Genomic DNA, 26,043 nt, shown 5'->3' on the forward strand with positions numbered 1-26,043 from the left:
TCCGCAGTTTCTGGCGAGTCGACGGGGAGAAGGGGGCGAGGGGTCAGGCGCCGAGGTTGTCGGAGAGGACCTCGAGCACCTGCGCGCGCACGGCGCTCGCCCCGCCGGGCAGGCGCGCGGCCACCTCGTCGGCGAGCGCCTCGACGAACAGCGCGTGTGCGGCGCGCGACGTGTGCTCGAGCTCGTCGCGGAAGCTCGTCCCGGCAGGCGCGATGACGAGGGCGTGCGTGGCGCGCTCGACGAGCGGGGATGCCGCGAACGAGGTGATCGCGATCACGACGGCTCCCCCGCTGGCGGCCGCCGCCGCGGCCCGCAGACTCGCCTCGTTCGCGCCCGAGCCGCTCACGACGATGCAGACGTCACGACTGCCGAGCTGCCGAGCGGAGATCTGCTGCGCGATGACGTCGGCGATCACCTCGGCGGGCCGCCCCACGGCGGTCAGGCGCATCGCGAGATCGCTCGCGACCGGCGACGAGAGTCCGTTGGCGACGACCAGCAGCCTCCCGGCACCGACGACAGCCGTCACCGCTCGCTCGACCTCGTCGGCGTCGAGCAGACTCGTCGACGCCGGCAGCGCCGCCGCGGCTCGATCGATCGACCTGCGCACGCGCCCGAGCGCCCCGTCACCGTGGTCGGATGCCGCCGGCGCGACCGCTCCGAGCTCGGCGGCGAGCGCGACCCGCAGCTGCGGATAGCCGCGGAACCCGAACGTCTGACAGGCGCGGACGACCGACGAACGGGCGACCCCCGCTCGATCGGCCAGCTGCTGCGCGGTGAGTTCGACGACGACCTCGGGCGCGTCGAGGATCACGTCCGCGACGCGGCGCTCGGTCGGCTGCAGCCCGTTGCGGAGCGCCTGGATGCGCACGGTCGGCGGAGCGTTACCGGACACGTGCGCCCTCCATGATCCGTCGGCGGATGCGGCCCGAGATGCCGTCGATCGCCATCGTGACGACGATCACGACGATCAGCAGCATCCCCACCGTCGACCACTCACGGTACTGGGTGTAGGTCGTCAGCATGTCGCCGATCCCGCCGACGCCGATGAGTCCGAGGACGGCCGACGAGCGCACGTTGATCTCGAAGCGGTAGAGCCAGAACGACAGGAACACCGGGGTCGCCTGCGGCCACACGCCCCATCGCAGCACCTGCGCCGGGCTGCCGCCGGCCGCTCGCGCCGCTTCGATGGGTCCGGCGGGGACGGCTTCGACGGCTTCGTACCCCCACTTGCCGAGGGTGCCGATGCCGTTCACGGCGAGGGCGAGCGCCCCCGTGAGCGGCGTGAGCCCGGTCATCGAGAGGATGATGATCGCGAAGATGATCTCGGGAACGGCGCGGATCGTCGAGAACACGAACCGCAGGATCGAGCGCAGCCACGCCGGACCGAGGCCCCGGGCCGCCACCAGACTGAGCGGTGTGGCCACGATGACGCCGAGCACGGTCCCGACCCACGCCATCTGGACGCTCTGCCACGTCTGCCACAGGGCGTCGGGCAGCTTCTCCCACGTCGGCGACGAGAACATGAGCCAGCCGTACCGCACGAGCTCGGCGGGCAGGTCGGCCAGCCGCGACCAGGTGATGTCGACCGACCAGAACGCCAGGATGACGACGACCGTCACGGCGGCGGCGATGAGATTGCGCACGAGCCGACGCGGGCGTGCCGGCACGGCGCCTTCCGATGCCCGGGGCGGCCCGGTGAGGACGGGAGCGGTCATGCGAGCCTCCGGCGGAGAGCGGAGCTGGCTGCGTCAATGACGAGCACGACGACGAGGATCTCCAGGATGATGAGCGACAGCTGGTCGTATCGGTAGTAGGTGCGCACGGCGTCGATGATGAGACCCATGCCGCCGGCGCCGACGAGCCCCAGGACGGTCGAGGCGCGGACGTTGAGCTCGAGGACGTACAGCGTCTGCGCCGCGAACGCGGGCCAGGTGTCGGGCAGGGCGAGGGCGTGGTTGATCTGAAGCTGCGTCCCGCCCGCGGCGCGGCCCGCTTCGAGGGGGCCCGTGTCCATCGCGTCGATCTGCTCGGAGACGAGCTTGACGATGATGCCGACGTTGAAGAGCACGAGGGCGAGGATGCCGGGCAGCGCGCCCACCCCGACCATCGCCACCAGGATCGCCGCCGAGAGCAGGTCGGGAACGCTCCGGACGATGTTGAGCATCGCGCGGACCGCACCCCGCAGTACCGGATTCGGGTTGGTCGGCCGAGCCGCCCACAGACTCAGCGGCAGCGACAGCGCGGCCCCCACCGCGGTGCCGATCACCGCCATCTGGAGCGTCTCCAGCAACGGACCGATGGTGCGCGGGAAGAACGACCAGTCCGGCTGCAGCAACCCGAGCACCTTGTCGGCTCCGTGCTGCCAGTTGCGCGCGATGCCCGACAGGTCGAGGCCGACGCCGATTCCCGGGAGGCAGGTGACCACGGTGATCGCGGCGACGATCCCCGCGATCAGCCAGGGCACCGCGCGTCCGCGGGGGCGCGGCGGGACGACGAGTGCGGGCGCACTCATGCGTCGAGCCGGTCTTCGGCCGTCAGCGATCGCCCGTAGATGCCGGCGAAGTCCGCGTCGGATGCCTCCGCTGCCGAGCCGTCGTAGACGACCTCGCCCGCCCGCATCCCGATCAGCCGCACGCCGTAGGTGCGCGCCAGGTCGAGCAGGTGCAGGTTCACCAGCACCGTGATGCCGAGCTCGGTGTTGATGCGCTGGAGGTCTTTCATCACTCCGTGCGCGGTGGGCGGGTCGAGGCTCGCGACCGGCTCATCGGCCAGGACGATGCGCGGCTGCTGGGCGAGGGCGCGGGCGATCGCGACGCGCTGCTGCTGACCGCCCGAGAGAGCGGCGGCGCGATCCCAGACCCGCGGCAGCATCCCGACGCGATCGAGCGCCTCGAACGCGAGGCGACGGTCTTCCGACCGGTAGGCGCCCAGCAGGGTGCGCCACACCGGGGTATGGGCGAGGCGGCCGACGAGGACGTTGTTGAGGACGCTCGTGCGACCGGCGAGGTTGAAGCCCTGGAACACCATCCCGATGTCGCCCCGCAGCCGGCGCAGCTCGCGCCCGCGGGCCGTGTCGACGCGCACACCGCCGACCTCCAGCACGCCCGAGGTCACGGGGACGAGGCCGTTGATCGTGCGGATGAGCGTCGACTTCCCCGACCCCGAGAGGCCGACGACGGCGACCATCTCGCCCGCACCGATCTCGAGGGAGACCCCGCGCAGGCCGAGGGTGCCGTTCGGGTAGCGAACCGTGACGTCGTGCAGCCGGATGCCGGACGGCGATGCCGGGACCGAGGCCCCGGCATCGCGTGCAGTGGTGTCGGTCACTGCAGGCCGAGCGCCTGCGCGGCGCGAGCGACGACGTCGAGCGACGACGCGTCGGCGGGCGCGAGCTTGGTGATCGAGTAGATGCTCTGGAGCACCTCCGAGCCCTCCGGGGTGTTCGAGAAGTCCTCGAGCGCGGTGGCGATGCGCTCGCGCAGCTCGGGCGAGAGGTCCGCGCTCAGCGCGACACCATCGTTGGGGATCTCCTCGGTCATGGCGAACACGACGACCTTCTGCCCGACATCCGGGGTGTCCTTCTTCACGATCGTGCGCGCGTCCCAGAAGCTGAACCCGACTTCGGCGTCGCCGTTGTAGACGGCGAGCACGGACGCGTCGTTCGCGGTCACGGGCAGCTGATCGATGTCGCTGTCGGTGTCGAGCCCGGCCTCCTGCAGAGCGAGGATCGGGTAGATGTAGCCGGCGGGCGACCCGGGCCCGAGCACGGCGACCTTCGCACCCTTCACCTTGGTGATCGAGTCCAGGCCCGCGGGGCCCGTCATCGCGTCGGCACCGTTGCAGAAGAGCATCCCGTCGCGCTCGACGGGAGCGTCGTCGCAGTACTTGTCGGGGTTGTTCGTCATGAACTGCGCGGGGTAGCTGATGTTGCCGTTGCGCTCGGTCTGCAGCACGACGTCAGCGCCGTACATGTCGTTGGCCTGCCACAGCTGCAGCGACGGGAGGAACCCGATCTGCGCCTGACCGGCGCCCATCGCCTCGACCGCGGCCTGGTAGTCCTTCGAGACCACACCGGTGACCTCGATGCCGAGCTCGTCGCTCAAGTAGTCGGTGAGCGGAGCCGCGGTCTCGACGAGCCCGTTCTGGTCCTGCGAAGGGACGAGCGCGAGCACGAGCGACGTCGGGTCGGCGGCGGCCTCGGGTGAGTCGCCGGCAGCGGGCGAGCCCGCGCAGCCGGCAAGGGCGATCGCGGCGACCGCGCTGACGGCCGCGGCGGCGAGGAGACGGGTGGTGCGCATGAGTGGTGTCCTTCGGGTGAGGGGTGGATGTTCGGGGTCAGGGGGCGGATGCCGCGGCCCACGCTTCGATGCGCGGCAGCAGTTCGGTGAGCGTGTCGGCGTAGAAGGTCGGGGATGCCGCGGCATCCGTCCACGGGCCGACGAGCGCGGTGTCGTGTCCGCGCCGGTGCGCGGGCTCGAGGTCATTCCGCCAGATGTCGCCGACCGCGAGCACCCGGCGGTCGCGGACCTCGGGCGCGTCGAGCAGCCGTTCGAGCCCGGCGGGCTTGCCCGCGTCGGTGACGATGCGCGCGAAGGCGTCGCCGAGCCCCAGCGCGTCGAGCGTCTCGGTCACGCGGATCGCCGGGGCGTTGGTGACGAGTACGCACTCGGCCGGCAGCCGCGTGGCCGCCGCTGCGAGCCCGACCGGCGCCTCGACGGGGGCGAGATCGGTCCCCAGCAGCGCCCGACTGTCGAGGTAGGCACGCGACAGCGCCTCGGCACCGACCCCCGCGTCCTCGGCCACGAGGCGGATGACGTCGTACGCGTCGAGCGGCGCTCCGCGTCCGGTGGGTCGGCCGCGCAGCCCATCGTCGACCCGGGCGAGGAACCGATCCGGCGCGGCGGAGGCAGTGGCGGCGGCACGCGCGTAGGCGAGCACCGGCCCGTCGCCGAGGGCGACGGTTCCGTCGAAATCGAAGATGATGAGAGCAGGGTTCGGCACGGATCGGACTTTCTGAGTGGACGCTTCGTCCATCGTTAGGTGCACACGTGGACATAAATCCCACAGTCGATGAACTGCGGATGAACGAGATCCGACGACTCGATGCGGCGGCCGTGACCTCTGCGTCCGGCGATGCGAGGCAGGCGTTCGACGCGATCCCGTGGCTCTCGCGATCGATCGCCGAGGATGCGGCATCCGGTCGCTTCGCGCGCTGGTCGCGGTCGACCATCATCGACGAGAACGTCGGCGATCCCGTGCTCGACCGCGCGGTCTTCGACCGGCTGCACGATCTCGCCGGCGAGCCGAGCGCCTGGCCGGTCGGGAACGCCGGCGTGCTCCACGTGTACGGCTACCTGCTGTCGCTCACTCCGACCCCGTACGGCCTGAAGCGCGATCGCTGGCTCGGCCCCGAGCTCGCCCGCGCCTTCGGGCTCGCCGACGACGCCTTCGCGCCCTGGAGCGACGGGCCGACGCTGCTCGAACGGGTCACGGGTGCGGCGACCGGCCTGCTCCGCTCCCCCGCAGCTTCGCGTACCGAGGCCGGCGGCGAGTATGTCACCGCCCTGTCCGCATCCGCAGGTCGCGCGGCGCTCGTGTACGCGCGCGTCACCGAGGACGGCATCCGCCTGGTGACGACCTTTCCCGTCGCCGACGCCGCCGCCGTCCTGACCGCGATCGACGCGGCCGCGCCCACCCCCGGCGCCCCCTCCCGCCCCCGCTGGAACGCCGCCCCCTGACTCCCGCCGGTCAGGACGGGGCGTGCGCCTCCAGGAACGCGTAGAGATCGGTCGTGTCGACGCCCGGGAAGGCGCCCGTCGGCAGCGTCGCCAGCAGGGTGCGCGGCGTCTTCACGTTCGGCCAGGCGGCGGCGCGCCACCGCTCCTCGAGGCCCGCCGGCGCACGTCGGCAGCACACGTCGACCGAGTGCCGCGACACCCCGCGGTGAGGTGTGTCGCGGCCGAGGAACCACTTCGTGTCGTCGAAACGCACGCCGACGCTGACCGAGTGCGCCCCCTCGCTCGAATGCTCGACGCGAGCCGTGCACCAGTAGGTCCCGTTGCCGGTATCGGTGTACTGGTAGTAAGGGTTGAAGCGGTCGTCGACGTCGAAGACCGCCCGGCTCGTCCACTCCCGGCAGCACAGCTGCCCCTCGATGGCGCCGAGGCGGTCGGTCGGGAAGTCGACGTCGTCGTTCTCGTACGCCTTCGTGATCGTCCCCGACTCGTGAACCTTGAGGAAGTGCACCGCGATGCCGAGGTGCTCGGTCGCGAGGTTCGTGAAGCGGTGCGCGGCGGTCTCGTACGACACCGAGTACGCGTCGCGCAGGTCTTCGATCGAGATCGCCCGCCGCTCCTTCGCGTCGCGCAGGGCGGGCACAGCATCCGCCTCGGGGATCAGCAGTGCGCCGGTGAGGTAGTTGGTCTCCACCCGCTGCCGGAGGAACTCGTCGTAGCTGACCGGCTCGGTGTGACCGAGGATGCGGCTCGACAGCGCCTGCAGCACGGCTGTCCGCGGATCGGCGGGGGTCGCGGCAGCGAGGCGGCTCGACAGATAGAGCCTCCCGTGGGCGAGGTCGGCGACGCTGCGGGTCGTCTGCGGCAGATCCGCGACGTAGTGGATGCTGAACCCGAGGTGCCCCGCGATGTCGCTCGCGGTGCGCTGCGTCAGCGGCCCGCCCGGGTGCCCGACCGCCGCCAGCAGCTCCCGCGCCTGCTGCTCCAGCTCGGGGAAGTAGTTGTTCTGCGTGCGCATGAGGCGCCGCAGGGCGACGTTCGCGCGCCGCGCCTCCTCGGGGGTCGCGGCGCGTTCGTCGTGCAACCGCTCGATCTCACCCTGCAGTGCGAGAAGGGCGCGCAGCACCTCGTCGGGCACGGCGCGCGGGATGCGGAACGGCGTGACCCCGGCGCTCCGGAACGTCGGCCCGGTCATCGCCCGGGCGACCTCGATCTCGAGGGCCGCACGGGGATCGAGCTCCTCGGACTCGAGAAGCGCGTCGAGCGAGGTGCCGAGGGCGCGGGCGATCGTGCGGAGCAGCGAGAGCTTCGGCTCGCGGCGACCGTTCTCGATCATCGAGAGCTGGCTCGGCGCGCGCCCGACGGCCGCGGCGAGGTCGTCGAGGGTCATCCCTCGCCCGGTGCGGATCTGCCGGATGCGCCGGCCGATCGTGAAGGCGTCCATGTCCTCATCGTCGAGCGCCACCCCTGCGGCGGCGACGGCATCCTTGCGCGTCATGGCGGGATTCTGTCACGAAAGCAGAAGATCGGCCGATCTTCTCCTCGAATCCGACCGTACCGCGCGGGTTAGTTCGCCCACAGTGGTCTCCACGACGGGCAGAGCCGCCCGTTCTGACGAAGGAGACCGAGATGACCACGATTCCCGCTCCGGGTCCGCTGCGGCCCGGCGACCAGGTTCAGACCGCTGCCGAGCTCGAGGAGCTGTGGCAGACCGACCCCCGCTGGGACGGCATCGAGCGCACGTACCGCGCCGCCGACGTCATCCGGCTGCGAGGTTCCGTGCGCGAGGACGCCACGCTCGCCCGCCGCGGTGCCGAGTCGCTGTGGAACCTGCTCCACACCGAGGAGTACGTCCGTGCCCTCGGCGCCTACACGGGCGGCCAGGCCGTCCAGCAGGTGCGCGCCGGCCTGAAGGCGATCTACCTGTCCGGCTGGCAGGTCGCCGCCGACGCGAACCTCGCCGGGCAGACCTACCCCGACCAGAGCCTCTACCCCGCCAACTCCGTGCCCGCCGTCGTGCGGCGCATCACCAACGCGCTGCTGCGGCAGGACCAGATCGAGCACGCCGAGGGCGGCCGCACCCGCGACTGGCTCGCCCCGATCGTCGCCGACGGCGAGGCCGGGTTCGGCGGTCCGCTGAACGCCTACGAGCTCGCGGCATCCCTGATCGCCGCCGGTGCCGCCGGGACTCACTGGGAAGACCAGCTCGCGAGCGAGAAGAAGTGCGGCCACCTCGGCGGCAAGGTGCTGGTGCCGACGGCCCAGCACATCCGCACGCTCAACGCCGCGCGGCTGGCCGGAGATGTCGCGGGCGTGCCCGCGATCGTCATCGCGCGGACCGACGCGCTGGGCGCCGACCTCATCACGAGCGACGTCGACGAGCGCGATCGCCCTTTCCTCACCGGCGAGCGCACGAGCGAGGGCTTCTACCGCACCCGCGCCGGGATCGACCCGGTCATCGCTCGCGGCCTCGCGTTCGCGCCCTTCGCCGACCTGCTGTGGGTCGAGACCGGCGAGCCCGACATCGAGCTGGCGCGCGAGTTCGCCGCGGCCGTTCACGCCGAGCATCCCGGCAAGCTGCTCGCGTACAACTGCTCGCCGAGCTTCAACTGGAAGCGGCACCTCAGCGACGCGCAGATCGCGACGTTCCAGGCGGAGCTGGCCGAACTGGGCTACCGGTTCCAGTTCATCACCCTGGCCGGATTCCACGCCCTCAACCACTCGATGTTCGATCTCGCCCGTGGCTACGCCGACCGCGCGATGAGCGCGTACGTCGAGCTGCAGCAGGCGGAGTTCGACGCCGAGACGCACGGCTACACCGCCACCCGCCACCAGCGTGAAGCAGGCACCGGCTACTTCGACGCCCTCTCGACGGCGCTCAACCCCGACAGCGCCACCCTCGCCTTGGCCGGATCGACCGAGGCATCCCAGTTCTGACCCCCTTCACCCGTCGAGTCGCCAAGAAGTGCCGGTCCGGCACCCCCGGCATCCGCATTCTCTGGCGACTCGACGCCCTCAAGACCGGAGACGAGAACATGACCATGACACAGACAGCCACCCAGACCCGGCGACGCACCTGGACGGGCCCCGTCGCGGTGCAGACCCACGAACCCGCGATCGCGGTGCGCGGCGAGATGCACCCGCGCTTCGACGAGATCCTCACGCGCGATGCCCTCGACTTCGTCACGACACTGCACGACCGGTTCGCGGGGCGACGGCACGACCGCCTCGCCGACCGGATGCGGCGCCGCTTCGAGATCGGCAACGGCGCCGACCCCGCCTTCCGCAGCGACACCGCGCACATCCGCGAGGACGACACGTGGCGCGTCGCGGGCGCGGGGCCGGGCCTCGAGGACCGCCGCGTGGAGATCACGGGACCCACCGACCCCAAGATGACGATCAATGCCCTGAACTCGGGCGCCCGGGTGTGGCTCGCCGATCAGGAGGACGCCACCTCGCCGACCTGGCGCAACGTCATCGGCGGGCAGCTGTCGCTGCGCGACGCGATCCGCGGCGAGCTGGAGCACACCGGCCCCGACGGGCGGCGGTACACCGTCACCACCGAGCGCACCCCGACGATCGTCATGCGCCCGCGCGGCTGGCATCTCACCGAGAAGCACCTCGCCTACACCGACCGCACGGGGCGCACCCTCGACGCATCCGGCTCGCTCGTCGACTTCGGCCTGTACGCGTTCCACAACGCCGTCCGACTCGTCGAGAGCGGCCGTGGGCCGTACTTCTACCTCGCCAAGCTCGAGTCGAGCGAGGAGGCGCAGCTGTGGGACGACGTCTTCTCGTTCACCGAGCGCCGGCTCGGACTGCCTCACGGCACCATCCGCGCGACCGTGCTGATCGAGACGCTGCCTGCGGCCTTCGAGATGGACGAGATCCTCTTCGCCCTCCGCGACCACTGCGCGGGCCTGAACGCCGGACGGTGGGACTACATCTTCTCGATGATCAAGAACTACCGCGGACGCGGCGCCCGGTTCGTCCTGCCCGACCGCAGCGCGGTCACGATGACGGTGCCGTTCATGCGCGCGTACACCGAGCTGCTCGTGAAGACCTGCCACCGCAGGGGCGCGCACGCGATCGGCGGAATGAGCGCCTTCATCCCCAACCGGCGGAACCCCGAGGTCACGCGCGCCGCCTTCGAGAAGGTCGCCGCCGACAAGCGTCGCGAGGCCGGCGACGGTTTCGACGGCACGTGGGTCGCGCACCCCGACCTCATCCCGATCGCGCGCGCCGAGTTCGACGCCGTGCTCGGCGACCGTCCGAATCAGCTCGAACGCCAGCGCGACGACGTCGCGGTCGCGGCGTCCGAACTCATCGACTGCCACATCGGCCTGCCGATCACGACCGCCGGGGTGCGCGCGAACGTGTCCGTCGCCGTGCGCTACCTCGAGGCCTGGCTGCGCGGGATCGGCGCGGTCGCGATCGACGACCTGATGGAGGATGCCGCCACAGCCGAGATCAGCCGCTCGCAGATCTGGCAGTGGATCCACCAGGACCGCACGACGGATGACGGCACGCCGATCACCCGCGCCTGGGTCGATGCACTGGTCGACGAGGTCCTCGCCGAGGTCGACCGCCGCGACGGCGACCGCTTCGACGACGCCGCGGCCCTGTTCCGCGAGGTCGCGCTCGGCTCGGACTTCCCCGCGTTTTTGACCCTCCCCGCCTACGCGAAGTACCTCTGAGGTCCCTCACCCCCGTCGACTCGCCACGAACTGCGGGTCCTGGTCCCGCCGGACCCACGTTTTCTGGCGAGTCGACGGGGTCCGGGCGGGGTCAGGGGGACAGGAGGGGGATCAGAGCCGGAGGGGCGGAGCGAGTCTGCAAGTCGGTGCCGACGATGCGCTGACAACCGTCGAGCTCGACGGTCACAGTGCGAGGCGCGCTGACCGCGGCGGCCGTGACGTCCGGGTGGACGACGACGAGACGGGATGCCGTCTCGGCGCACTCCACGCCTGCAGGCGGAGCAGCCGCGGCTTCGAGAACCGCCGCGGCGTCGTCGGCGTCGAGCGAGAAGGCCGCCGCGAACAGGCCCCCATCGCCGACGACGGTCGGCGTGCTGGCCGGGGCTTCGGCCTGATAGACGCACACCAGGGCGCCTGCGACGTCGGCCGGCGGTTGCGTCTCCGTCGGAGCCCACCCGAGGACGTTGAGCGGCGCCACGCCCGCGCGCGTCGCGCAGCCTGCCGCCGTCGCGTCGTGCAGTTCGACGCGCCCCGCTGCTGAGAAGGCTCGGTCGACGATCTCGAGCCGAGCCAGGGCGGCGAATGGTTCGTCCTCCTTGGGTCCGCCGCACGCCGTCAGGGGGAACGACATCGGCACGAAGCGGCCCGCCGCGTCCGTCGCCCAGAGCGCGCGGAAGCCGTACCCGATAGCGGGACAGACCGCTGCCGGCCCCGGATCGCTCGGTGCCGCCATCGCGGCGAGGAATTCCGTGAGGTCGCCCTCGTAGCGCCGCACCTCGTTGCCGGCGAGGACGCCGTCGGCATCCTCACGCGTCACGCCGTCGGCGCACTCCAGCACCGCGACGACCTCGAAGTCCTCAGGGACGAGACCGGCGCCGGGAAGCGGGTTGAGCATGGGGTCCGGGCACGACATCGTGTCGGACACGGTCGCCACCTCGCGGACAGGCGGCGGTCCGAGCGGGATCGACGCGCACCCCGCGAGAAGCAATAGCGTGCCCGAGCCCGTGGCCAGAGCCACCCTTATCCGCATCCCCGCAGCCCTCCCCTGCCCCGTTCTCTCCGTTCCCTCCCACGCTACGACCGCGCCCGCTCCCGCACGTGACGACCCCATAACGATCGTCGACTCGCCACGAACTGTGGGTCTTGGCCTCGCCGGACCCACGTTTCCTGGCGAGTCGACGGGGTGGGGCGGGGGTCAGGGAAGGAGGCCGCGCTCGAGGGCCAGGGTCACGGCGCGGGTTCGGCTGTCGACGCCGAGCTTGTCGTAAACCCGCAACAGGTGCGTCTTGACGGTCGACTCGCCGATCCCGAGCTGCACCGCGATCTGCCTGTTGCCGTGGCCGGCAGCGACGAGGCGCAGCACGTCGGTCTCGCGCGGAGTGAGAGCGGATGCCGCCGGCTCGGGCTGCCGCATCCGTTCCACCAGACGCACCGCGACGGCCGGCGAGAGAGCCGACTGGCCGGCGGCGACCGACCGGATCCCCGCCACGATCTCCTCGCGCGGAGCCGCCTTGAGCAGATATCCGCTGGCTCCGGCTTCGATGGCGGCGAGGATCTGGTCGTCGCTCTCGTAGGTCGTGAGGATGAGCACCCGCGGCCCCGCGGCCGCATCGCGCGCTGCCACGATACGAGCGGTGGCTGCGACACCGTCGAGCACCGGCATCCGGAGGTCCATGAGGATGACGTCGGGTCGCGCCTCGGCGGCGAGCCGGACGGCCTCGTCGCCGTCGGCCGCCTCCGCGATCACCTCGAAGCCGGGCTCGTCCGCGAGCAGGCCGGCCAGCCCCGCCCGGACGATCGGGTGATCGTCCGCGATGAGCAGACGGATCATGCGCGCACCGCCGCGCCGGCACTCGGCACCGCCGCGCCAGCACTCGGCACCGCCGCGGCGGGCGCGGGGAGGCGGACGGAGAGCGTCGTTCCCGCCCCCGGGACGGCCGTGACCTCGACGGTCCCCCCGGCGAGCGCGACCCGATCGCTCATGCCGTCGAGACCGTAGCCGGTGCGCGGGGAGGAGACGTCGAACCCGCGTCCGTCGTCCTCGACGACGAGTCTCAGAGTGCCGTCGTCCTCGCCCGCGAGCGTCACCGTGACCCGCGCGGCTCCCGCGTGCTTGCGCACGTTCGAAAGCGCCTCCTGCAGGCAGCGCAGGACGACCACCTGCGTCTCGCGATCGACCCCCGATGCCGTGTCGACGACGGAGATCTCGAGTCCGGTGTCGGCGCGGAAGCGTTCCGCGAGCCGCTCCACCGCGGCGCCGAGTACGGGGTCGCCCGGCACGGCCGCGGTCCGGGCGACGATCGCCCGGGCCTCGCCGAGCGCGTCGCGAGCGGCCACCTCGAGGCGCTCGACAGCCGCGGCGGCACCGTCGACGTCGCCCGCACGCGAGCGCCGCCCGGCCTGTTCGGCGAGCATGACGATTCCCGCGAGAGTCTGCGCGAGGGTGTCGTGGATCTCGCGCGCCAGGTGCTCCCGCTCGTCGGCCGCGCCCTTGTCGCGGCTGAGCGCCTCGACCTGCTGCTGCGCCCGGGAGAGCTCGTCGAGCAGACGCGCGCGCTCCGTGCCGTAGGCGGCGATCGCCGAGATCCACCACCCCATCGCGATCGAGAACGCGACCGAGAGCACCGCGACGGCAGCGGCCTCCAGCAGCGCGTCGGGCGCGAAACCGAAGCCGCCGGCGTACCCGACGAGCATCCCGGCGCCGACCGAAAGCGACCCCACGACCCCATCACGGCGCAACGGAGCGAAGATCCACACCAGCGGATACACGATGACCTGCATCGTCGCGAGCGAGACCTCACCGAACGTCATCGCCGCGATCGAGACCGTCACGATGGCCAGGAACACCGCGAAGCGGCGGGGATCCTCCGCGCCGGCGGAGGGCCGCGCGATCAGATACGCCGCGAGCAGCAGCACCAGCCCCGCGACCGCCCACGGCAGCCGTTCCGCCTCCCCCGCGGCCGCCAGGATGCCGACGCCGAGGGCGAGCACGACACCGACGGCGACATCCACCCAATTGCGACTGATCACGAGACCATCCTGCCGCTCAGCGGATCCGCGAGCGGATGCGGGCCGCCGCGAGCACCGTGAACGCCACGGCCACGACGGCCAGCACGACGGCCGCAACCCAGACCGGCACCGTCGCCGTGCCCACCTGCAGATCGAGGCCGTAGATGCGACTGAGCTCCTCGACCGCGCCCGGTGCCCCGCTCGCGAGGCGATCGAGCGGATCGGCGGCGAACTCGCGCCGGACGAGCATCGCCGACTGCGCGAACGGGAGGACGCCGACGGCATCCCGCACCGCGTCGGGGAACGAGCCGACCGGGATGTACGCGCCCGCGACGAAGCCGGTCAGGGTTCCCACGAGCGTCGACAGCCCCGAGTACGAGCCGCTCGTGCGGAGGAACGACACCACGAACGCCCAGAGGGCGGTGTACGCGGCGACCGAGAGCACGGTCCACAGCACGATGCGGGTGATCTGCCCGGCGTCGGGGAGTGTCCGCCCGGTGAGCCCGAGGTACGCCAGGGCGACGGCGAGCACGATCAGCGTGGTGATCAATCCGATGATGAACGCCGACCCGAGATAGCCGAGCACGAGCTGCGAGCGGCGCACCGGCGAGACGAGGAAATCGCGGAACCGTCCGGACGCGGCATCCTCGACGAACGTCGAGAGCGCGCCGAGCGGGGTCGTGACGGCGGCGACGGCGACGACCCCGGCGAACATCCACGAGTCGACGAAGTCGCGGGCGGCGTCGGCGTCGAACCCCGGCGTCGCGGCGAGCGAGTCCACCTGCATCTGGCCGAGGAAGAGGGCGTAGAGGAGGAACACCACCAGGGCGCCCGTGAGCGAGAAGAACACCCCGAGCGGGTCTCGGTAGAACAGCCGGAGATTGCGCCCGACGTACGCCTGCACGGTCTTCATCGCGTCGCCTCCCCCGTCGCCGCCTGCCCCGTCAGCGCCAGGAAGACGTCGTCCATGCGTCCATGGCGGAACTCGAAGTCGAGCACCGCGTCGCCCCGTTCGGCGAGGATGCGGCGGGCCTCGGCGGCATCCGCCACCGCGATGCGCTCGTCTCCGTCAGCCGTGACGAGCGACAGGATGCTGGAGCTGTGTCGCGCGCGCAGCTGCGCCGGAGTGCCGTCGGCGACGATGCGCCCGCGGTCGATGATGCAGACCTGGTCGGCCTCTTCGGTCTCCTCGAGGTAGTGGGTCGTGAGGAACACGGTCAGGCCGGCGCGCTCGCGCAGCTCGTGGATCGTCCGCCACACCATCTGCCGGCTCGCAGGGTCGAGTCCCGTCGTCGGCTCGTCGAGGAAGACGATCTCCGGGTCATGGAGCAGCGCGCGGGCGATGTCGGCGCGGCGACGCTGCCCACCCGAGAGCCGCCCGTAGCGCCGGTCGATGAACTCGCCCAGGTCGATGATGTCGGCGAGGCGCTCGATGCGCTCGCGGATCGCCGCCGTCGAACCGAGGTAGGGGCGCGCCCGCACCGTCAGGTTCTCACGGACGGTGAGCGCGGAATCCAGGAGCGAGTCCTGGAAGACGACGCCGATCGCGCGGCGGACCGCATCACCGTCGGAGCGCACGTCGTGCCCGGCGACTTCGAGCTGCCCGGCATCCGGTTCGATCACGGTCGTGAGAGCGCTGATCGTCGTGGACTTGCCGGCCCCGTTCGTCCCGAGGAACGCGAACACGCCGCCGGCGGGTACGTCGAAGCTCACGTCGTCGACGGCCGTCACGTCGCCGTATCTCTTGGTCAGGCCGCGCACGACGGTCGGTGCGCTCGCTCTCGTGGTCATGCCTCCAGCGTGCCGGTTCCGCCGTCCGTGCGGCAGGGGTCATCCGGTCGATCCCCGTCCACCATTCGGTGGACCGCGCCGCTACTCTCGAAGGGTGACCGAACGCGCACCGCTGTCCCGCAAGCTCTCCGCCATCGCCGAGTCGGCGACCCTCAAGGTCGACGCGAAGGCCAAGGCCCTGCAGGCCGCCGGCCGGCCGGTCATTTCGTACGCGGCGGGTGAGCCCGATTTCTCGACGCCGCAGTTCATCGTCGAGGCCGCTCAGCATGCTCTCGCCGACCCCGCCAACTACCGGTACACCCCGGCCGCGGGCCTCCCCGTGCTGCGCGAGGCCATCGCCGCCAAGACGCTGCGCGACTCGGGCCTCGAGGTGCAGCCCTCGCAGGTCATCGTCACCAACGGCGGCAAGCAGTCGGTGTATCAGGCCTTCCAGACCGTCGTGAACCCCGGCGACGAGGTGCTGCTGCCCGCCCCCTACTGGACGACGTACCCCGAAGCGATCGCCCTCGCCGACGGCATCCCGGTCGAGGTCTTCGCCGGCGCGGACCAGGAGTACAAGGTCACCGTCGAGCAGCTCGAGGCCGCGCGCACCGAGCGCACCACCGTGCTCGTCTTCGTCTCGCCCTCGAACCCCACCGGCTCGGTGTACACGCCCGAGGAGACCGCCGCGATCGGCCAGTGGGCGCTCGAGCACGGGATCTGGGTCATCAGCGACGAGATCTACCAGAACCTCGTCTACGAGGGCGCCCGCGCCGTCTCGATCGTCGAGGCCGTCCCCGAGCTCGCGGGTCAGACGATCCTGGTCAACGGTGTCGCCAAGACCTACGCCATGACCGGATGGCGCGTGGGCTGGATGGTCGGTCCCGCCGACGCCATGAAGCTCGCCGGCAACCTGCAGTCGCACCTCAGCTCGAACGTCAACAACGTCGCGCAGCGCGCGGCCCTCGCCGCACTCACCGGGCCGCAGACCGAGGCCGAGGAGATGCGCCTGGCCTTCGACCGTCGGCGCCGCCTGATCGTCGAGGAGCTCGCGAAGATCCCCGGCGTCGAGGTTCCCAACCCCCTCGGGGCGTTCTACGTCTACCCCGACGTCACCGGTCTGCTCGGACGCTCGTGGGGCGGGGTGGAGGCGAACACGAGCCTCGAGCTCGCCGACCTGATCCTCGAGCAGGCCGAGGTCGCCGTCGTACCCGGCGAGGCGTTCGGTCCGTCGGGCTACCTGCGCCTGTCGTACGCGCTCGGCGACGAGCAGCTGCTCGAAGGCATCCAGCGCCTCCAGCGCCTCTTCTCCTAACCCCCTCTCGTTCCCCCGTCGACTCGCCAAGAAACGCGGATCAGGGCACGCCCGCATCCGCCGTTTGTGGCGACTCGACGGGCAGGGGGGCGGAGCCAGGGGTCCTGCACAGGGGGGGGTGAGGGGGCGAGATATCCCCGGGACCGGCAGCGGAACGTCGGCGCGAGCCCTTGGAGACGGATGCTGGTGCGATGCGACGCGCTCCGCTTCCCGCCGCGCTTCCCGTGGGATTCCTCACCGAGACGGCCCGCGAGCTCGGCGTCACGGCCGGCCGCCTAAGGGCTCGTGATCTCGCCCGGCCCCTTCACGGTGCGCGGGCGCGCGAGCCGCTGAACCATCTCGACCTGCTCAGGCTGATCCGCGAGCGGGTTCCGCCGCATGCATTCTTCTGCGGACCCACTGCGGCCGCGGCGCACCGGATGCCGCTGCCCGGCCCCCTCCGAGACGCCGCGGCGGCGCGACCGCACGTCGCCGTCGCGCTTCCGGCCAACCGGGTCAGACGCCCCGAGGTGGTCGGTCGTGCATTGGCCGTGGAGCCGGACGACATCGTCGAGGTCGACGGCATCCGGCTCACGACGGTCGAACGCACGTGGGTCGACCTCGGCGCCTCCCTCTCGCTCGGCGCTCTCGTGGCCGCGGGCGACGCGCTCATCGCTCGCGGCGGGCCGCGCACGACGGTCGACGCGCTCGAACTCGCTCACGAGAGGGCGGGCCGCCGCCGCGGCGCGGTCCGCCGGGCCGCGGCCTTACCCCTGCTCGACGACGGCGCGGAATCGCCGCGTGAGTCGGAACTGCGGGTGCTCCTCATACGGGCCGGGCTCCCCCGGCCCGAGACGAATGTCGTCATCCGCGACGGCTGGCGCTTCGTCGCGCGGGTCGACCTGCTGTACCGCGATGCCCGGCTCGTCCTCGAGTACGACGGCGATTATCACCGCGACCTCTCGCAGTGGAGCCGCGACCAGTCACGACGTGCCGAGCTCGAGTCGCTGGGCTACCGCGTCACCGTCGTGACTGCGCGTGACTTCGACGATCCCGGCGCGCTCGTGCGCCGCATCCGCCGTCTCCTGTCCGGGCCGTGACGCACCTCACTCCGTCGACTCGCCACGAACTGCGGATGCCGGCACCCGATCATCCGCATTCTCTGGCGACTCGACGGGTGGGGCGGGGGCGGGGGGCTTACAGCTCGACGCCCACGAGGACGGGCTCGGGTTGCAGGATGAGGCCGAACTCGGCCTGCACACGCTGCTGGACGAACCGCGCGAGCGCGGCGAGCTCCTCGGCCGTCGCACCCCCGCGATTGGTCAGCGCGAGGGCGTGCTTGGTCGACAGACCGGCACGCGAACCGGGCAGCGAGAAGCCCTTGCCGATGCCCGCGTGCTCGATGAGCCAGGCCGCGCTGACCTTCACATCCGGCTCCGCCACCTCGCCCACAGGCGAGACGCCGTAGTACTCGTTCAGCGGGATCACGCGGTCGGACACGGGATCGGGCGCCACCGGCCAGCGCGGACAGGCGTCGGGCAGGGTCCGGGCGAACGCAGCGGTGACCACGGCGTTCTGGAAGAACGACCCGGCGCTCCACGTGTCGGGGTCGCCGTCGTCGAGCACCATCCCCTTGCTGGCCCGCACCGACAACACCGTCTCGCGCACCCACCGCAGCGACACCGTCGCCTCGGGATCGAGCCCGAGCGCGCCGCGCAGCTGCGGCCCGCGGATCGCGAACTCGCCGTGCCCGACACGCTCGAGCTCGAGCGTGATCGAGAGGATGACGGCCGAACGCGCCGCGACCGATCCGTGGTGGTGCTTGAGCACCGAGGTGCGGAAGCCGAGTCCCAATTCGGGTGCCGGGACGACACTGACCTCGCCGGTCGACTCGTCGAGCAGCTCGACCTCGACGAGGGTCTGCACGACCTCCTGACCGTAGGCGCCGATGTTCTGCACCGGCGCCGCCCCCGCAGTGCCCGGGATGCCTGACATGGCGGCGATCCCGCCGAGGCCGGCCGCGACGGCGTACTCGACGAGGTCGTCCCACGAGTGTCCGGCCTGAACCTTCAGACGCGCGTGGCCCGGATGCGGCGAGGGAAGCTCCTCGATACCCGTCGTGCGGACCGCGACGACGGTGCCGTCGAACGGCTCATCACCCACCAGCAGGTTCGACCCACCACCGACGACGAGCCAGGGTTCACCGGCCGCCCACAGCTCACGCATCGTGGCGACGAGCTCGTCGGCCGTGTGCGCCTCCACCATGCGGTCGGGCACGGCGCCCGCGCGCAGCGTGGTCAGCTCCGCGAGGGACCGCGGTTCGATCTCGGCCACGGTCACTCGGCGGTGCGCACGCGCACCTGCGCCTTGCCGAGCACGACGGTGCCGTCGTGGCTGACGGTCAGGTCGATGCGCGCGACGCCATCCTCGACCGCGCCGACCTTCGCGACGACGGTGAGGGTCGCACCGATCTCGGCGTCGACGACGACGGGGCGCGTGAAGCGCACACCGTACTCGATGATGCGGCCGCTGTCGCCGAGCCAGTCGACGATCGTCTCGACGGCCAGCCCCATCGTCAGCATGCCGTGGGCGAGCACCCCGGGCAGGCCCACGCGGGCGGCGACGTCGTCGCGATAGTGGATCGGGTTGAAGTCGCCCGAAGCGCCGGCGTAGCGCACGAGCGACTCACGGGTCAGCTCGACGGAGCGCTCGGCGACGATGGTTCCGACAGTGAGATCGCTCATGCGTCCTCACCCCCGACCAGCAGCACGGACACGGCCGTCACGACATGGTCGCCGGAGACGTCACGGATGTCCGCCTCGCTCGTGACCATCGCCCCCTTGCCGAACGCACGGATGCCGGTGACGGTGAGCTGCGCGGTGAGTTCATCGCCCGCCACGATCGGTCGCGTGTAACGGAAGCGCTGCTCGGCGTGCACCGTCCGCTCGAGGGCGATGCCCGAGTCGGGCTCACCCAGGAGCTGCTGCAGGGTGAGGTCCTGGATCACCATGGCGAAGGTCGGGGGTGCGACCACATCGGCGTAACCGAGCGCGCGCGCTGCATCGGCGTCGGTGTGCTGCGGATCGGTCGCGAAGACGGCGCGGGCGAACTCGCGCACCTTCTCGCGACCCACGAGGTACGGGGCGGTCGGCGCGAAGGCGCGGTCGACCAGATCGGGGTTCACGGACACCGTCCGATTCTACCGTTGGCCCTCCGCGGGCTGCGCAGCACGCTTCGCCGCACGCGCCGCACGGTGCGTTTTGACGGCGCGCACCGCCATCTGCGACGCGATGAAGGTGAGGAAGGCGGCGAACAGGACGTTGGCGGTCAGCGGGTTGAGCAGGGTCGCGATCCAGGCGCCCACCGCGGTGGTCATGCAGGCGGCGAGTCCGACGACGAGGGCCGCCAAGAGGTCGACGTTGCGTCGGCGGGCGTTGCCCACCGTGCCCGAGATCGCCGTCGGGATCATCATCAGGAGCGAAGTGCCCTTCGCGATGAGATCGCTCGTGCCGAAGAGGAACATCAGCGCGGGCACGACGATGACGCCGCCGCCCACACCGAGCAGCCCCGCCATGATGCCGGTGAACAGACCCAGCCCGGCGAGCCCGATGCCGACGCCCCAGCTCAGTTCCAGTACCGCGTCACGGGAGGGCACGACGATGAAGAGCATCACGATGACCGCGACGAGGAACGCCACGAAGCCCCAGCGCAGCGCGTTCTGCGGAATCTTCGCCAGCAGCCAGCTTCCGATCTGCGCTCCGATCACGGCACCCGCGGCGAGGATGATGGCCGGGATCCAGGCGACCGACCCGGTGAGGGCGTAGGAGATGACGCCGACCGAGGCGGTCGGGACGATCGCAGCGAGAGACGTTCCGGCAGCCAGCCGCTGATCGAACCCGAGCAGCAGCACCAGGAGCGGGACGATGACCGTTCCGCCGCCGACGCCGAACAGCCCCGACAGGAGGCCGGCCGCGAGCCCGACCCCCGCGCAGGCCAGGTAGAACCGCGCACTGCGGCGCGCACCCCGCTCCCCCATCACTGCTCGACGTAATCGTCGATGAGCCAACCGGAACCGCCCGGGACGAGCGTGTAGAGCGCCGAGAAGCTGGCCGGCACGGGATTGTCGAGAGGGGCGCCGGCGGCATCCGCCGTCTGCGTGAAGGTCTCGACCGTCTGGACGTAGATCGTGTCTCCCTCTCGGGTCGTGGAAATGAAGCTCACCTCGTAGTCCTCGACCGAGTTGTTGAACTCGCGTGCCGCCTGGGCGAAGTCCGCGCAGTCGGACAGGCCGCCGCCGGCGAGGAACTCGGGCGTGAGGATCGCCTGGTACGCGGCGCAGTCCATGTCGTCCCAGGCGTCGTCGTACGCGTCGACGATGTCTTCGGCCGCCCGCAGATCGGCCCCCTGGACGGACGTCGCACCGGGGCGATCGCTGCTCGGATCCAGGATCCCCACGATGAAGCGCGGAACGAAAACGGCGGCGAGGATGACGAGCCCGATGAGCACGACGCCGAGCGCGACGAAGACGATCCAGAGCTTCGATCGGCGAGCGGGCGCTGGGTCGGTCTCACCGACGGCGCCGGTCACTGCCGCCGTCGCCGTCGTCGGGTGGGCGCCGGGGTAGACCGGAGCGAACCCTCCCGGCGACGGCGGGATCGGCGGCAGCGCGTCGGTGGGCGACGCCGTGTCGGATGCCGCGAGCCCGTGCTGGCTCTCGGCGAGGGAGGCCTCCGTCACGACCGGCGGTTCTTCGAGCTGGGGCTCGGGCTCCGGCTGGGGCTCGGGCTCGGGCTCCGGTTCGACGGGGGCGTGCGTGTGCTCGGTCCATTGCGAGCCGTCCCACCATCGCAGTGAGCCGTGCCCGTCGTCGTACCAGCCCGGAGGCGTCGAACCGCTCAACTCTGCCTTCTCTCGCGTCGGGCGCAGATCCGCCTCGTTCAGACTACCGATCGGCCGCGACCTGGCTGCCCGTCTCACCGTCGACCGCGGCGATCTCGGCGACCGCCTCCGCCTGCTCGGTCGCGGCCTGCTCGAACTGCGATCGGTAGAGGCGCCAGTAGGCGCCCTGCGCGGCGATCAGCTCGTCGTGCGAGCCCTTCTCGACGATGTCGCCGTGCTCCATCACGAGGATGAGGTCGGCGTCGCGGATGGTTGAGAGCCGGTGTGCGATGACGAACGAGGTGCGGCCCTCGCGCAGTGCCGACATGGCCTGCTGCAGCAGCAGCTCGGTGCGGGTGTCGACCGAGCTGGTCGCCTCGTCGAGAATCAGCACCGCGGGCTGCGCCACGAAGGCCCGTGCGATCGTGATGAGCTGCTTCTCCCCGGCCGAGACGTTCGCGGCATCCTCGTCGAGGACCGTGTCGTAACCGTCGGGCAGCGAATGCACGAAGCGGTCGACGCGCGTCGCGGTTGCTGCCTCGACGATCTCATCGTCGGTCGCGCTCTCGCGGCCGTAGCGGATATTGTCGCGGATCGTGCCGGCGAAGAGCCACGGGTCCTGCAGCACCATGCCCGTGCGCGAGCGCACATCGTCGCGCGAAAGCTCGGAGATGTCCTGACCGTCGAGCAGGATGCGGCCGCCGTCGAGCTCGTAGAAGCGCATGAGGAGGTTCACGAGCGTGGTCTTGCCCGCCCCGGTCGGACCGACGATCGCGACCGTCTGCCCCGGCTCGACCCGGAACGTCAGGTCGGTGATGAGGGGCTTGTCGGGTGAGTAGGCGAAGCGGACATGCTCGAACTCGATGACGCCGCGACCGCCGCGCGCCGGCTCGGCGTCGGGCGCGTCGGGCTCCTGCTCGTCCTCGTCGAGCAGCTCGAACACGCGCTCGGCCGACGCGGTGCCGGACTGCACGACCGCGGCCATGCCGCCGAGCTCGGACAGCGGCTGGGTGAACTGCTGCGAGTACTGGATGAACGCCTGCACGTCGCCGAGTCGCAGCTGCCCCGACGCGACCATGAGGCCGCCCAGCACCGCGATGCCCACGTACGTGAGGTTTCCGATGAAGGTCATGCCCGGCATGATGAGGCCCGACAGGAACTGCGCCCTGAAGGCAGCCTCGAACAGCTCGTCGTTCTCGGCCGCGAACTTCTCGCGCGCATCGCGCTCGCGGCCGTACACCCGGACGAGCGCGTGACCGGAGAACGACTCCTCGACGCGGGCGTTGAGACGTCCGACCTTGCGCCATTGCACCGCGAACGCCTTCTGCGACCGCGGCCCGATGACGCCGAAGATCACGGCCATGAGCGGCAGCGACACGAGCGCCACGAGCGCCAGCTGCCACGAGATGGAGAACATCATGAAGAGCACGCCGACGACCGTCAGCACGCTCGTGAGGGCGGTCGACAGCGACTGCTGCATCGTCTGGGTGATGTTGTCGATGTCGTTCGTGACCCGCGAGATCAGCTCGCCGCGCTGGACCCGGTCGAAGTACGACAGCGGCAGCCGGTTGATCTTCGCCTCGACCGACTCGCGCAGACGCCACATCGTGCGGACCATGATGATGTTGATCACGAAGCCCTGCAGCCAGGTGAGCACGGCCGAGCCGACGTAGATCGCGAGCACGGTGACGACGACCCACTTCAGCCGATCGAAGTCGACGCCCGCGCCCACCTGGAAGTTCTGCATCGCTCCGACGATGTTGGCGACATCCGTCTGCCCCGCGGCGTTGAGCGCCGCGACGACATCATCCTGGCTCGTGCCCGCGGGGAACTGCGAGCCGAGGTTCGCCGAGACGACGCCCTCGAAGATGAGGTTCGTGGCATCGCCGAGGACGCGCGGAGCGAGGACGGCGAGAACGACGCCGACCGCGCCGAGAACCGTCATGAGCGCGAACACGACCGCGTACGGCCGCAGCAGTCCGATCATCCGCAGGAAGCTCGGCCCGAACTTCGCCGCCTTGCCGGGTGCCACGCTGTCCCAGCTGCCCGAGTTCTGGCGGGCCTGCTCGGCCAGCTCGAGCTCGGTGCGCTCGTCGTCGGTGAGGTTGTCGGCGCTCATGCGTCCACTCCCAGCTGCGATTCGACGATCTCTCGATACGTCTCATTGGACTCGAGCAGTTCGTCGTGCGTGCCGAGACCCGCCATCCGGCCGTCGTCGAGCACGAGGATGCGGTCGGCACCGGTCACGGTGGAGATGCGCTGTGCGACGACGATCTTCGTGACCTCCGGCAGTTCGCGCCACAGCGCTTCGCGCAGCCGGGCATCCGTGGTGAGGTCGAGCGCGGAGAACGAGTCGTCGAAGACCAGGACGTCGGGGCGCCGCACGATCGCGCGTGCTATGGCGAGCCGCTGTCGCTGCCCGCCCGAGACGTTCGTGCCGCCCTGGGCGATGCGGGCGTCGAGCCCGCCCTCCATCTCCGCGACGAAGTCGCGCCCCTGCGCGATCTCGAGCGCCCTCCACAGTTCGTCGTCGGTCGCGTCCTCCCGACCGAACCGGAGGTTCGACGCGACCGTGCCGGTGAACAGGAAGGCGCGCTGCGGCACGTAGCCGATGCCGCTCCACAGCAGATCGAGGTCGGCTTGCCGGACATCGACGCCGGCCACGGAGACCGCCCCTCCCGTGACGTCGAACAGACGCGGGATGAGCGACACGAGGGTCGTCTTGCCCGAGCCGGTCGAACCGACCACCGCGACCGTCTCGCCCGGAGCCGCGCGGAACGAGATGCCCTCGAGCACCGGCGCATCGGCGCCCGGGTAGGTGAACGAGACGTCGTCGAACGCAACGGCGCCGGGCTCGGGGAACTCGCGTACCGGCGACGTGGGCCGCTCGAGGGCATCGTGAGAGGAGAGCACCTCGCCGATGCGGTCGGCCGAGACCGCGGCGCGCGGGATCATGATCGTCATGAACGTCGCCATCAGCACGCCCATGAGGATCTGACCGACGTACTGCATGAATGCGAAGAGCGTGCCGATCTGCACGTTGCCCTGGTCGACCTGGATGCCGCCGAACCAGATGACCCCGACGACCGTGACGTTGAGCACCAGCATGGCGAGCGGGAACATCAGGACGAACAGGGATCCGACCTTGCGGCCGACGATCATGATGTCGGTGTTCGCACCGCGGAAGCGCTGCTCTTCGATGCGCTCGCGGACGAACGCCCGCACGACCCGGACGCCGGTGAGCTGCTCGCGCATGATGCGGTTGACGTTGTCGAGCCGCGTCTGGAACTGCCGGAACAGCGGCACCATGCGCCCGATGATGAGCCCCGCGACGACGAGCAGCAGCGGCACCGCGACGCCGATGAGCCAGCTGAGCCCGACATCCTGCTGCAGCGCCATGATGACGCCGCCGATCGCCAGCATCGGAGCTGTGACGAGCATCGTGGCGCCCATCATCGCGAGCATCTGCACCTGCTGCACGTCGTTCGTGTTGCGGGTGATGAGCGTGCCCGGGCCGAAGCGCGACACCTCGCGCTCGGAGAAGCCGTTGACCTTCTCGAAGACGTCGCGTCGGATGTCGCGCCCCGCGGCCATCGCGGCGCGGGCGGCGCACAGCGTCGCGATGACCGACGCGACGATCTGCCCGAGCGCGATGACGAGCATGATCGCGCCGCGCGACCAGATGTAGGCGGTGTCGCCGCGGGCGACGCCGTTGTCGATGATGTCCGCGTTCAGACGAGGCAGATAGAGCGAGGCCATCGCCGAGCCGAACTGGAACACCAGCACGCCCAGGAGCAGCCACCGATAGGTGCGCAGATAGCGGAACAGGAGCTTGCCGAGCATGGGTCTCCTTGAGCGAGTCGACCGGACGGTTCATGGTAGCGCCGCGCTCCGACACGCGACCGACCGACGATCCTCACAGCCGCCGCCGATGCCGGATCGGTACCGTCGGTGCCATGACGACCGGCAGCTCCGTGCCCCCGCTATCGATCACCGACGGTCTGCAGAACTTCTCACCCCAGGAGCTGCGGAGCCTTCGCGACGAGTTCCAGCAGTTCCTCCTGGAGTACCGGTTCGGGATGCAGGAGATCGAGACCAAGCTGCAGATCCTGCGCGACGAGTTCCAGCAGCTGCACGACTACAACCCGATCGAGCATCTCTCCAGCCGGCTGAAATCGCCCGACGGCATCGTCGAGAAGGTCGTGCGCAAGGGCGTCGAGCCCGAGTTCGCGTCGATCCGCGAGCACATCACCGACATCGCGGGCGTGCGCGTCACGTGCAGCTTCACGCAGGACGCCTACCGCCTGTTCGACCTGCTCACGGCCCAGGATGACATCGAGGTGCGGACCGTCAAGGACTACATCGCCGAGCCCAAGCCCAACGGCTACAAGAGCCTGCACGCGATCGTGGAGGTGCCCGTCTTCCTGTCCACGGGCCGCATCACCGTCCCCGTCGAGGTGCAGTTCCGCACGATCGCGATGGACTTCTGGGCGAGCCTCGAGCACAAGATCTATTACAAGTTCGCGGCGAACGTGCCGGCCGAGCTGATCGCGGAGCTGAAGGATGCCGCGGAGACGGCGGCCGAGCTCGACGCGAAGATGGAGCGCCTGCACCGGGAGGTGCGGCACCGTCCCCGCGTCGTGCGCATCTGAGCGCGCGA

The 26,043-nt window shown here is 70.9% G+C and carries 25 protein-coding genes; 6 read left to right on the forward strand and 19 right to left on the reverse strand.

Translation table 11 applies throughout. The features are described 5' to 3' along the window. Nucleotides 1-43: 43 nt before the first annotated feature. From C3481_RS05330 to C3481_RS05355, 6 genes are read right to left on the reverse strand one after another with little or no spacing between them, the layout of a single operon-like run. Complete coding sequence (locus C3481_RS05330; RefSeq protein WP_023952072.1) at nucleotides 44-892, reverse strand: MurR/RpiR family transcriptional regulator; 849 nt, start codon at nucleotides 890-892, stop codon at nucleotides 44-46. Continuing rightward, nucleotides 882-1,715 carry a phosphonate ABC transporter, permease protein PhnE gene (gene phnE / locus C3481_RS05335; RefSeq protein ID WP_103841077.1) on the reverse strand — a complete coding sequence of 278 codons (834 nt, stop codon included), beginning with the start codon at nucleotides 1,713-1,715 and terminating at the stop codon, nucleotides 882-884. Before phnE (C3481_RS05335) ends, C3481_RS05330 begins: the two co-directional genes overlap by 11 nt. Further along, nucleotides 1,712-2,512, reverse strand: coding sequence for a phosphonate ABC transporter, permease protein PhnE (gene phnE / locus C3481_RS05340; protein ID WP_103841079.1), 801 nt, complete (start codon nucleotides 2,510-2,512; stop codon nucleotides 1,712-1,714). The genes phnE (C3481_RS05335) and phnE (C3481_RS05340) overlap by 4 nt, the downstream gene beginning before the upstream one ends. Next, nucleotides 2,509-3,327 (reverse strand): phosphonate ABC transporter ATP-binding protein, encoded by an 819-nt coding sequence (gene phnC / locus C3481_RS05345; protein ID WP_023952078.1) that lies wholly within the window; start codon nucleotides 3,325-3,327, stop codon nucleotides 2,509-2,511. Before phnC ends, phnE (C3481_RS05340) begins: the two co-directional genes overlap by 4 nt. Then, nucleotides 3,324-4,298, reverse strand: coding sequence for a phosphate/phosphite/phosphonate ABC transporter substrate-binding protein (locus C3481_RS05350; RefSeq protein ID WP_023952079.1), 975 nt, complete (start codon nucleotides 4,296-4,298; stop codon nucleotides 3,324-3,326). Before C3481_RS05350 ends, phnC begins: the two co-directional genes overlap by 4 nt. Nucleotides 4,299-4,335: 37 nt before the next feature. Then, entirely contained in the window at nucleotides 4,336-5,001 is a 666-nt protein-coding gene (locus C3481_RS05355) for an HAD family hydrolase (protein WP_023952080.1), read from the reverse strand. Between the two features lie 80 nt (nucleotides 5,002-5,081). Between C3481_RS05355 and C3481_RS05360 the strand changes: the two genes are divergently transcribed. Then, nucleotides 5,082-5,738, forward strand: a complete 657-nt coding sequence (locus tag C3481_RS05360) for an amino acid deaminase (protein WP_258039018.1) — start codon at nucleotides 5,082-5,084, stop codon at nucleotides 5,736-5,738. Nucleotides 5,739-5,748: 10 nt separating this feature from the next. On the opposite strand, the gene C3481_RS05365 is transcribed toward C3481_RS05360, so the two are convergent. Continuing rightward, nucleotides 5,749-7,179, reverse strand: a complete 1,431-nt coding sequence (locus C3481_RS05365; RefSeq protein WP_103842027.1) for a helix-turn-helix transcriptional regulator — start codon at nucleotides 7,177-7,179, stop codon at nucleotides 5,749-5,751. A 185-nt stretch (nucleotides 7,180-7,364) separates the two neighbouring features. On the opposite strand from C3481_RS05365, the gene aceA reads away from it, so the two are divergent. Both aceA and aceB read left to right on the forward strand, forming a co-directional pair. Continuing rightward, the gene (aceA, locus tag C3481_RS05370) at nucleotides 7,365-8,672 is read left to right on the forward strand and encodes an isocitrate lyase (protein ID WP_023952085.1); all 1,308 of its coding nucleotides are present in this window, start codon (nucleotides 7,365-7,367) and stop codon (nucleotides 8,670-8,672) included. Nucleotides 8,673-8,869: 197 nt separating this feature from the next. Then, nucleotides 8,870-10,432, forward strand: a complete 1,563-nt coding sequence (aceB, locus tag C3481_RS05375; protein ID WP_258039085.1) for a malate synthase A — start codon at nucleotides 8,870-8,872, stop codon at nucleotides 10,430-10,432. A 91-nt stretch (nucleotides 10,433-10,523) separates the two neighbouring features. On the opposite strand, the gene C3481_RS16500 is transcribed toward aceB, so the two are convergent. From C3481_RS16500 to C3481_RS05400, 5 genes are all read right to left on the reverse strand, one after another. Further along, nucleotides 10,524-11,450, reverse strand: a complete 927-nt coding sequence (locus C3481_RS16500) for a hypothetical protein (protein ID WP_181021885.1) — start codon at nucleotides 11,448-11,450, stop codon at nucleotides 10,524-10,526. Between the two features lie 177 nt (nucleotides 11,451-11,627). Continuing rightward, entirely contained in the window at nucleotides 11,628-12,263 is a 636-nt protein-coding gene (locus C3481_RS05385) for a response regulator transcription factor (RefSeq protein ID WP_023952091.1), read from the reverse strand. Beyond that, complete coding sequence (locus C3481_RS05390) at nucleotides 12,260-13,462, reverse strand: sensor histidine kinase (protein ID WP_146053621.1); 1,203 nt, start codon at nucleotides 13,460-13,462, stop codon at nucleotides 12,260-12,262. The genes C3481_RS05385 and C3481_RS05390 overlap by 4 nt, the downstream gene beginning before the upstream one ends. 16 nt (nucleotides 13,463-13,478) lie before the next feature. Further along, nucleotides 13,479-14,354: an ABC transporter permease gene (locus C3481_RS05395; RefSeq protein WP_088380495.1), complete on the reverse strand. Its 876-nt coding sequence runs from the start codon at nucleotides 14,352-14,354 to the stop codon at nucleotides 13,479-13,481. After that, nucleotides 14,351-15,232, reverse strand: coding sequence for an ABC transporter ATP-binding protein (locus C3481_RS05400; protein ID WP_036304649.1), 882 nt, complete (start codon nucleotides 15,230-15,232; stop codon nucleotides 14,351-14,353). The genes C3481_RS05395 and C3481_RS05400 overlap by 4 nt, the downstream gene beginning before the upstream one ends. A 94-nt stretch (nucleotides 15,233-15,326) precedes the next feature. Here C3481_RS05400 and C3481_RS05405 point away from each other — a divergent pair, with 94 nt between their 5' ends. Further along, nucleotides 15,327-16,526 (forward strand): pyridoxal phosphate-dependent aminotransferase, encoded by a 1,200-nt coding sequence (locus C3481_RS05405; RefSeq protein WP_023952099.1) that lies wholly within the window; start codon nucleotides 15,327-15,329, stop codon nucleotides 16,524-16,526. Between the two features lie 191 nt (nucleotides 16,527-16,717). After that, complete coding sequence (locus C3481_RS05410; RefSeq protein WP_103841089.1) at nucleotides 16,718-17,605, forward strand: endonuclease domain-containing protein; 888 nt, start codon at nucleotides 16,718-16,720, stop codon at nucleotides 17,603-17,605. A 97-nt stretch (nucleotides 17,606-17,702) separates the two neighbouring features. Here the strand turns inward: C3481_RS05410 and C3481_RS05415 are convergent, their stop codons facing one another. The 7 genes from C3481_RS05415 to C3481_RS05445 are packed head-to-tail and all read right to left on the reverse strand — an operon-like array spanning nucleotide 17,703 to nucleotide 25,226. Continuing rightward, entirely contained in the window at nucleotides 17,703-18,839 is a 1,137-nt protein-coding gene (locus C3481_RS05415; protein ID WP_103841091.1) for a UDP-N-acetylmuramate dehydrogenase, read from the reverse strand. A 2-nt stretch (nucleotides 18,840-18,841) separates the two neighbouring features. Continuing rightward, nucleotides 18,842-19,249 (reverse strand): MaoC/PaaZ C-terminal domain-containing protein, encoded by a 408-nt coding sequence (locus C3481_RS05420; RefSeq protein WP_023952105.1) that lies wholly within the window; start codon nucleotides 19,247-19,249, stop codon nucleotides 18,842-18,844. Continuing rightward, a complete protein-coding gene (locus tag C3481_RS05425) occupies nucleotides 19,246-19,695 on the reverse strand; it encodes a MaoC family dehydratase N-terminal domain-containing protein (RefSeq protein WP_103841093.1) in 450 nt (149 codons plus the stop codon). The genes C3481_RS05420 and C3481_RS05425 overlap by 4 nt, the downstream gene beginning before the upstream one ends. 9 nt (nucleotides 19,696-19,704) lie before the next feature. Beyond that, nucleotides 19,705-20,541, reverse strand: a complete 837-nt coding sequence (locus tag C3481_RS05430) for a sulfite exporter TauE/SafE family protein (RefSeq protein ID WP_023952109.1) — start codon at nucleotides 20,539-20,541, stop codon at nucleotides 19,705-19,707. Further along, entirely contained in the window at nucleotides 20,541-21,404 is an 864-nt protein-coding gene (locus C3481_RS05435) for a DUF2510 domain-containing protein (RefSeq protein ID WP_103841095.1), read from the reverse strand. Before C3481_RS05435 ends, C3481_RS05430 begins: the two co-directional genes overlap by 1 nt. Before the next feature lie 43 nt (nucleotides 21,405-21,447). Then, a complete protein-coding gene (locus tag C3481_RS05440) occupies nucleotides 21,448-23,502 on the reverse strand; it encodes an ABC transporter ATP-binding protein (protein WP_103841097.1) in 2,055 nt (684 codons plus the stop codon). Continuing rightward, on the reverse strand, nucleotides 23,499-25,226 hold the full coding sequence (locus C3481_RS05445) for an ABC transporter ATP-binding protein (protein WP_103841099.1): 1,728 nt from the start codon (nucleotides 25,224-25,226) through the stop codon (nucleotides 23,499-23,501). Before C3481_RS05445 ends, C3481_RS05440 begins: the two co-directional genes overlap by 4 nt. A 113-nt stretch (nucleotides 25,227-25,339) precedes the next feature. On the opposite strand from C3481_RS05445, the gene C3481_RS05450 reads away from it, so the two are divergent. After that, nucleotides 25,340-26,035, forward strand: a complete 696-nt coding sequence (locus tag C3481_RS05450; protein ID WP_023952117.1) for a GTP pyrophosphokinase family protein — start codon at nucleotides 25,340-25,342, stop codon at nucleotides 26,033-26,035. Nucleotides 26,036-26,043: the final 8 nt, after the last annotated feature.

The organism is Microbacterium sp. Ru50, assembly GCF_002920555.1.
Taxonomy (GTDB): domain Bacteria; phylum Actinomycetota; class Actinomycetes; order Actinomycetales; family Microbacteriaceae; genus Microbacterium; species Microbacterium arborescens.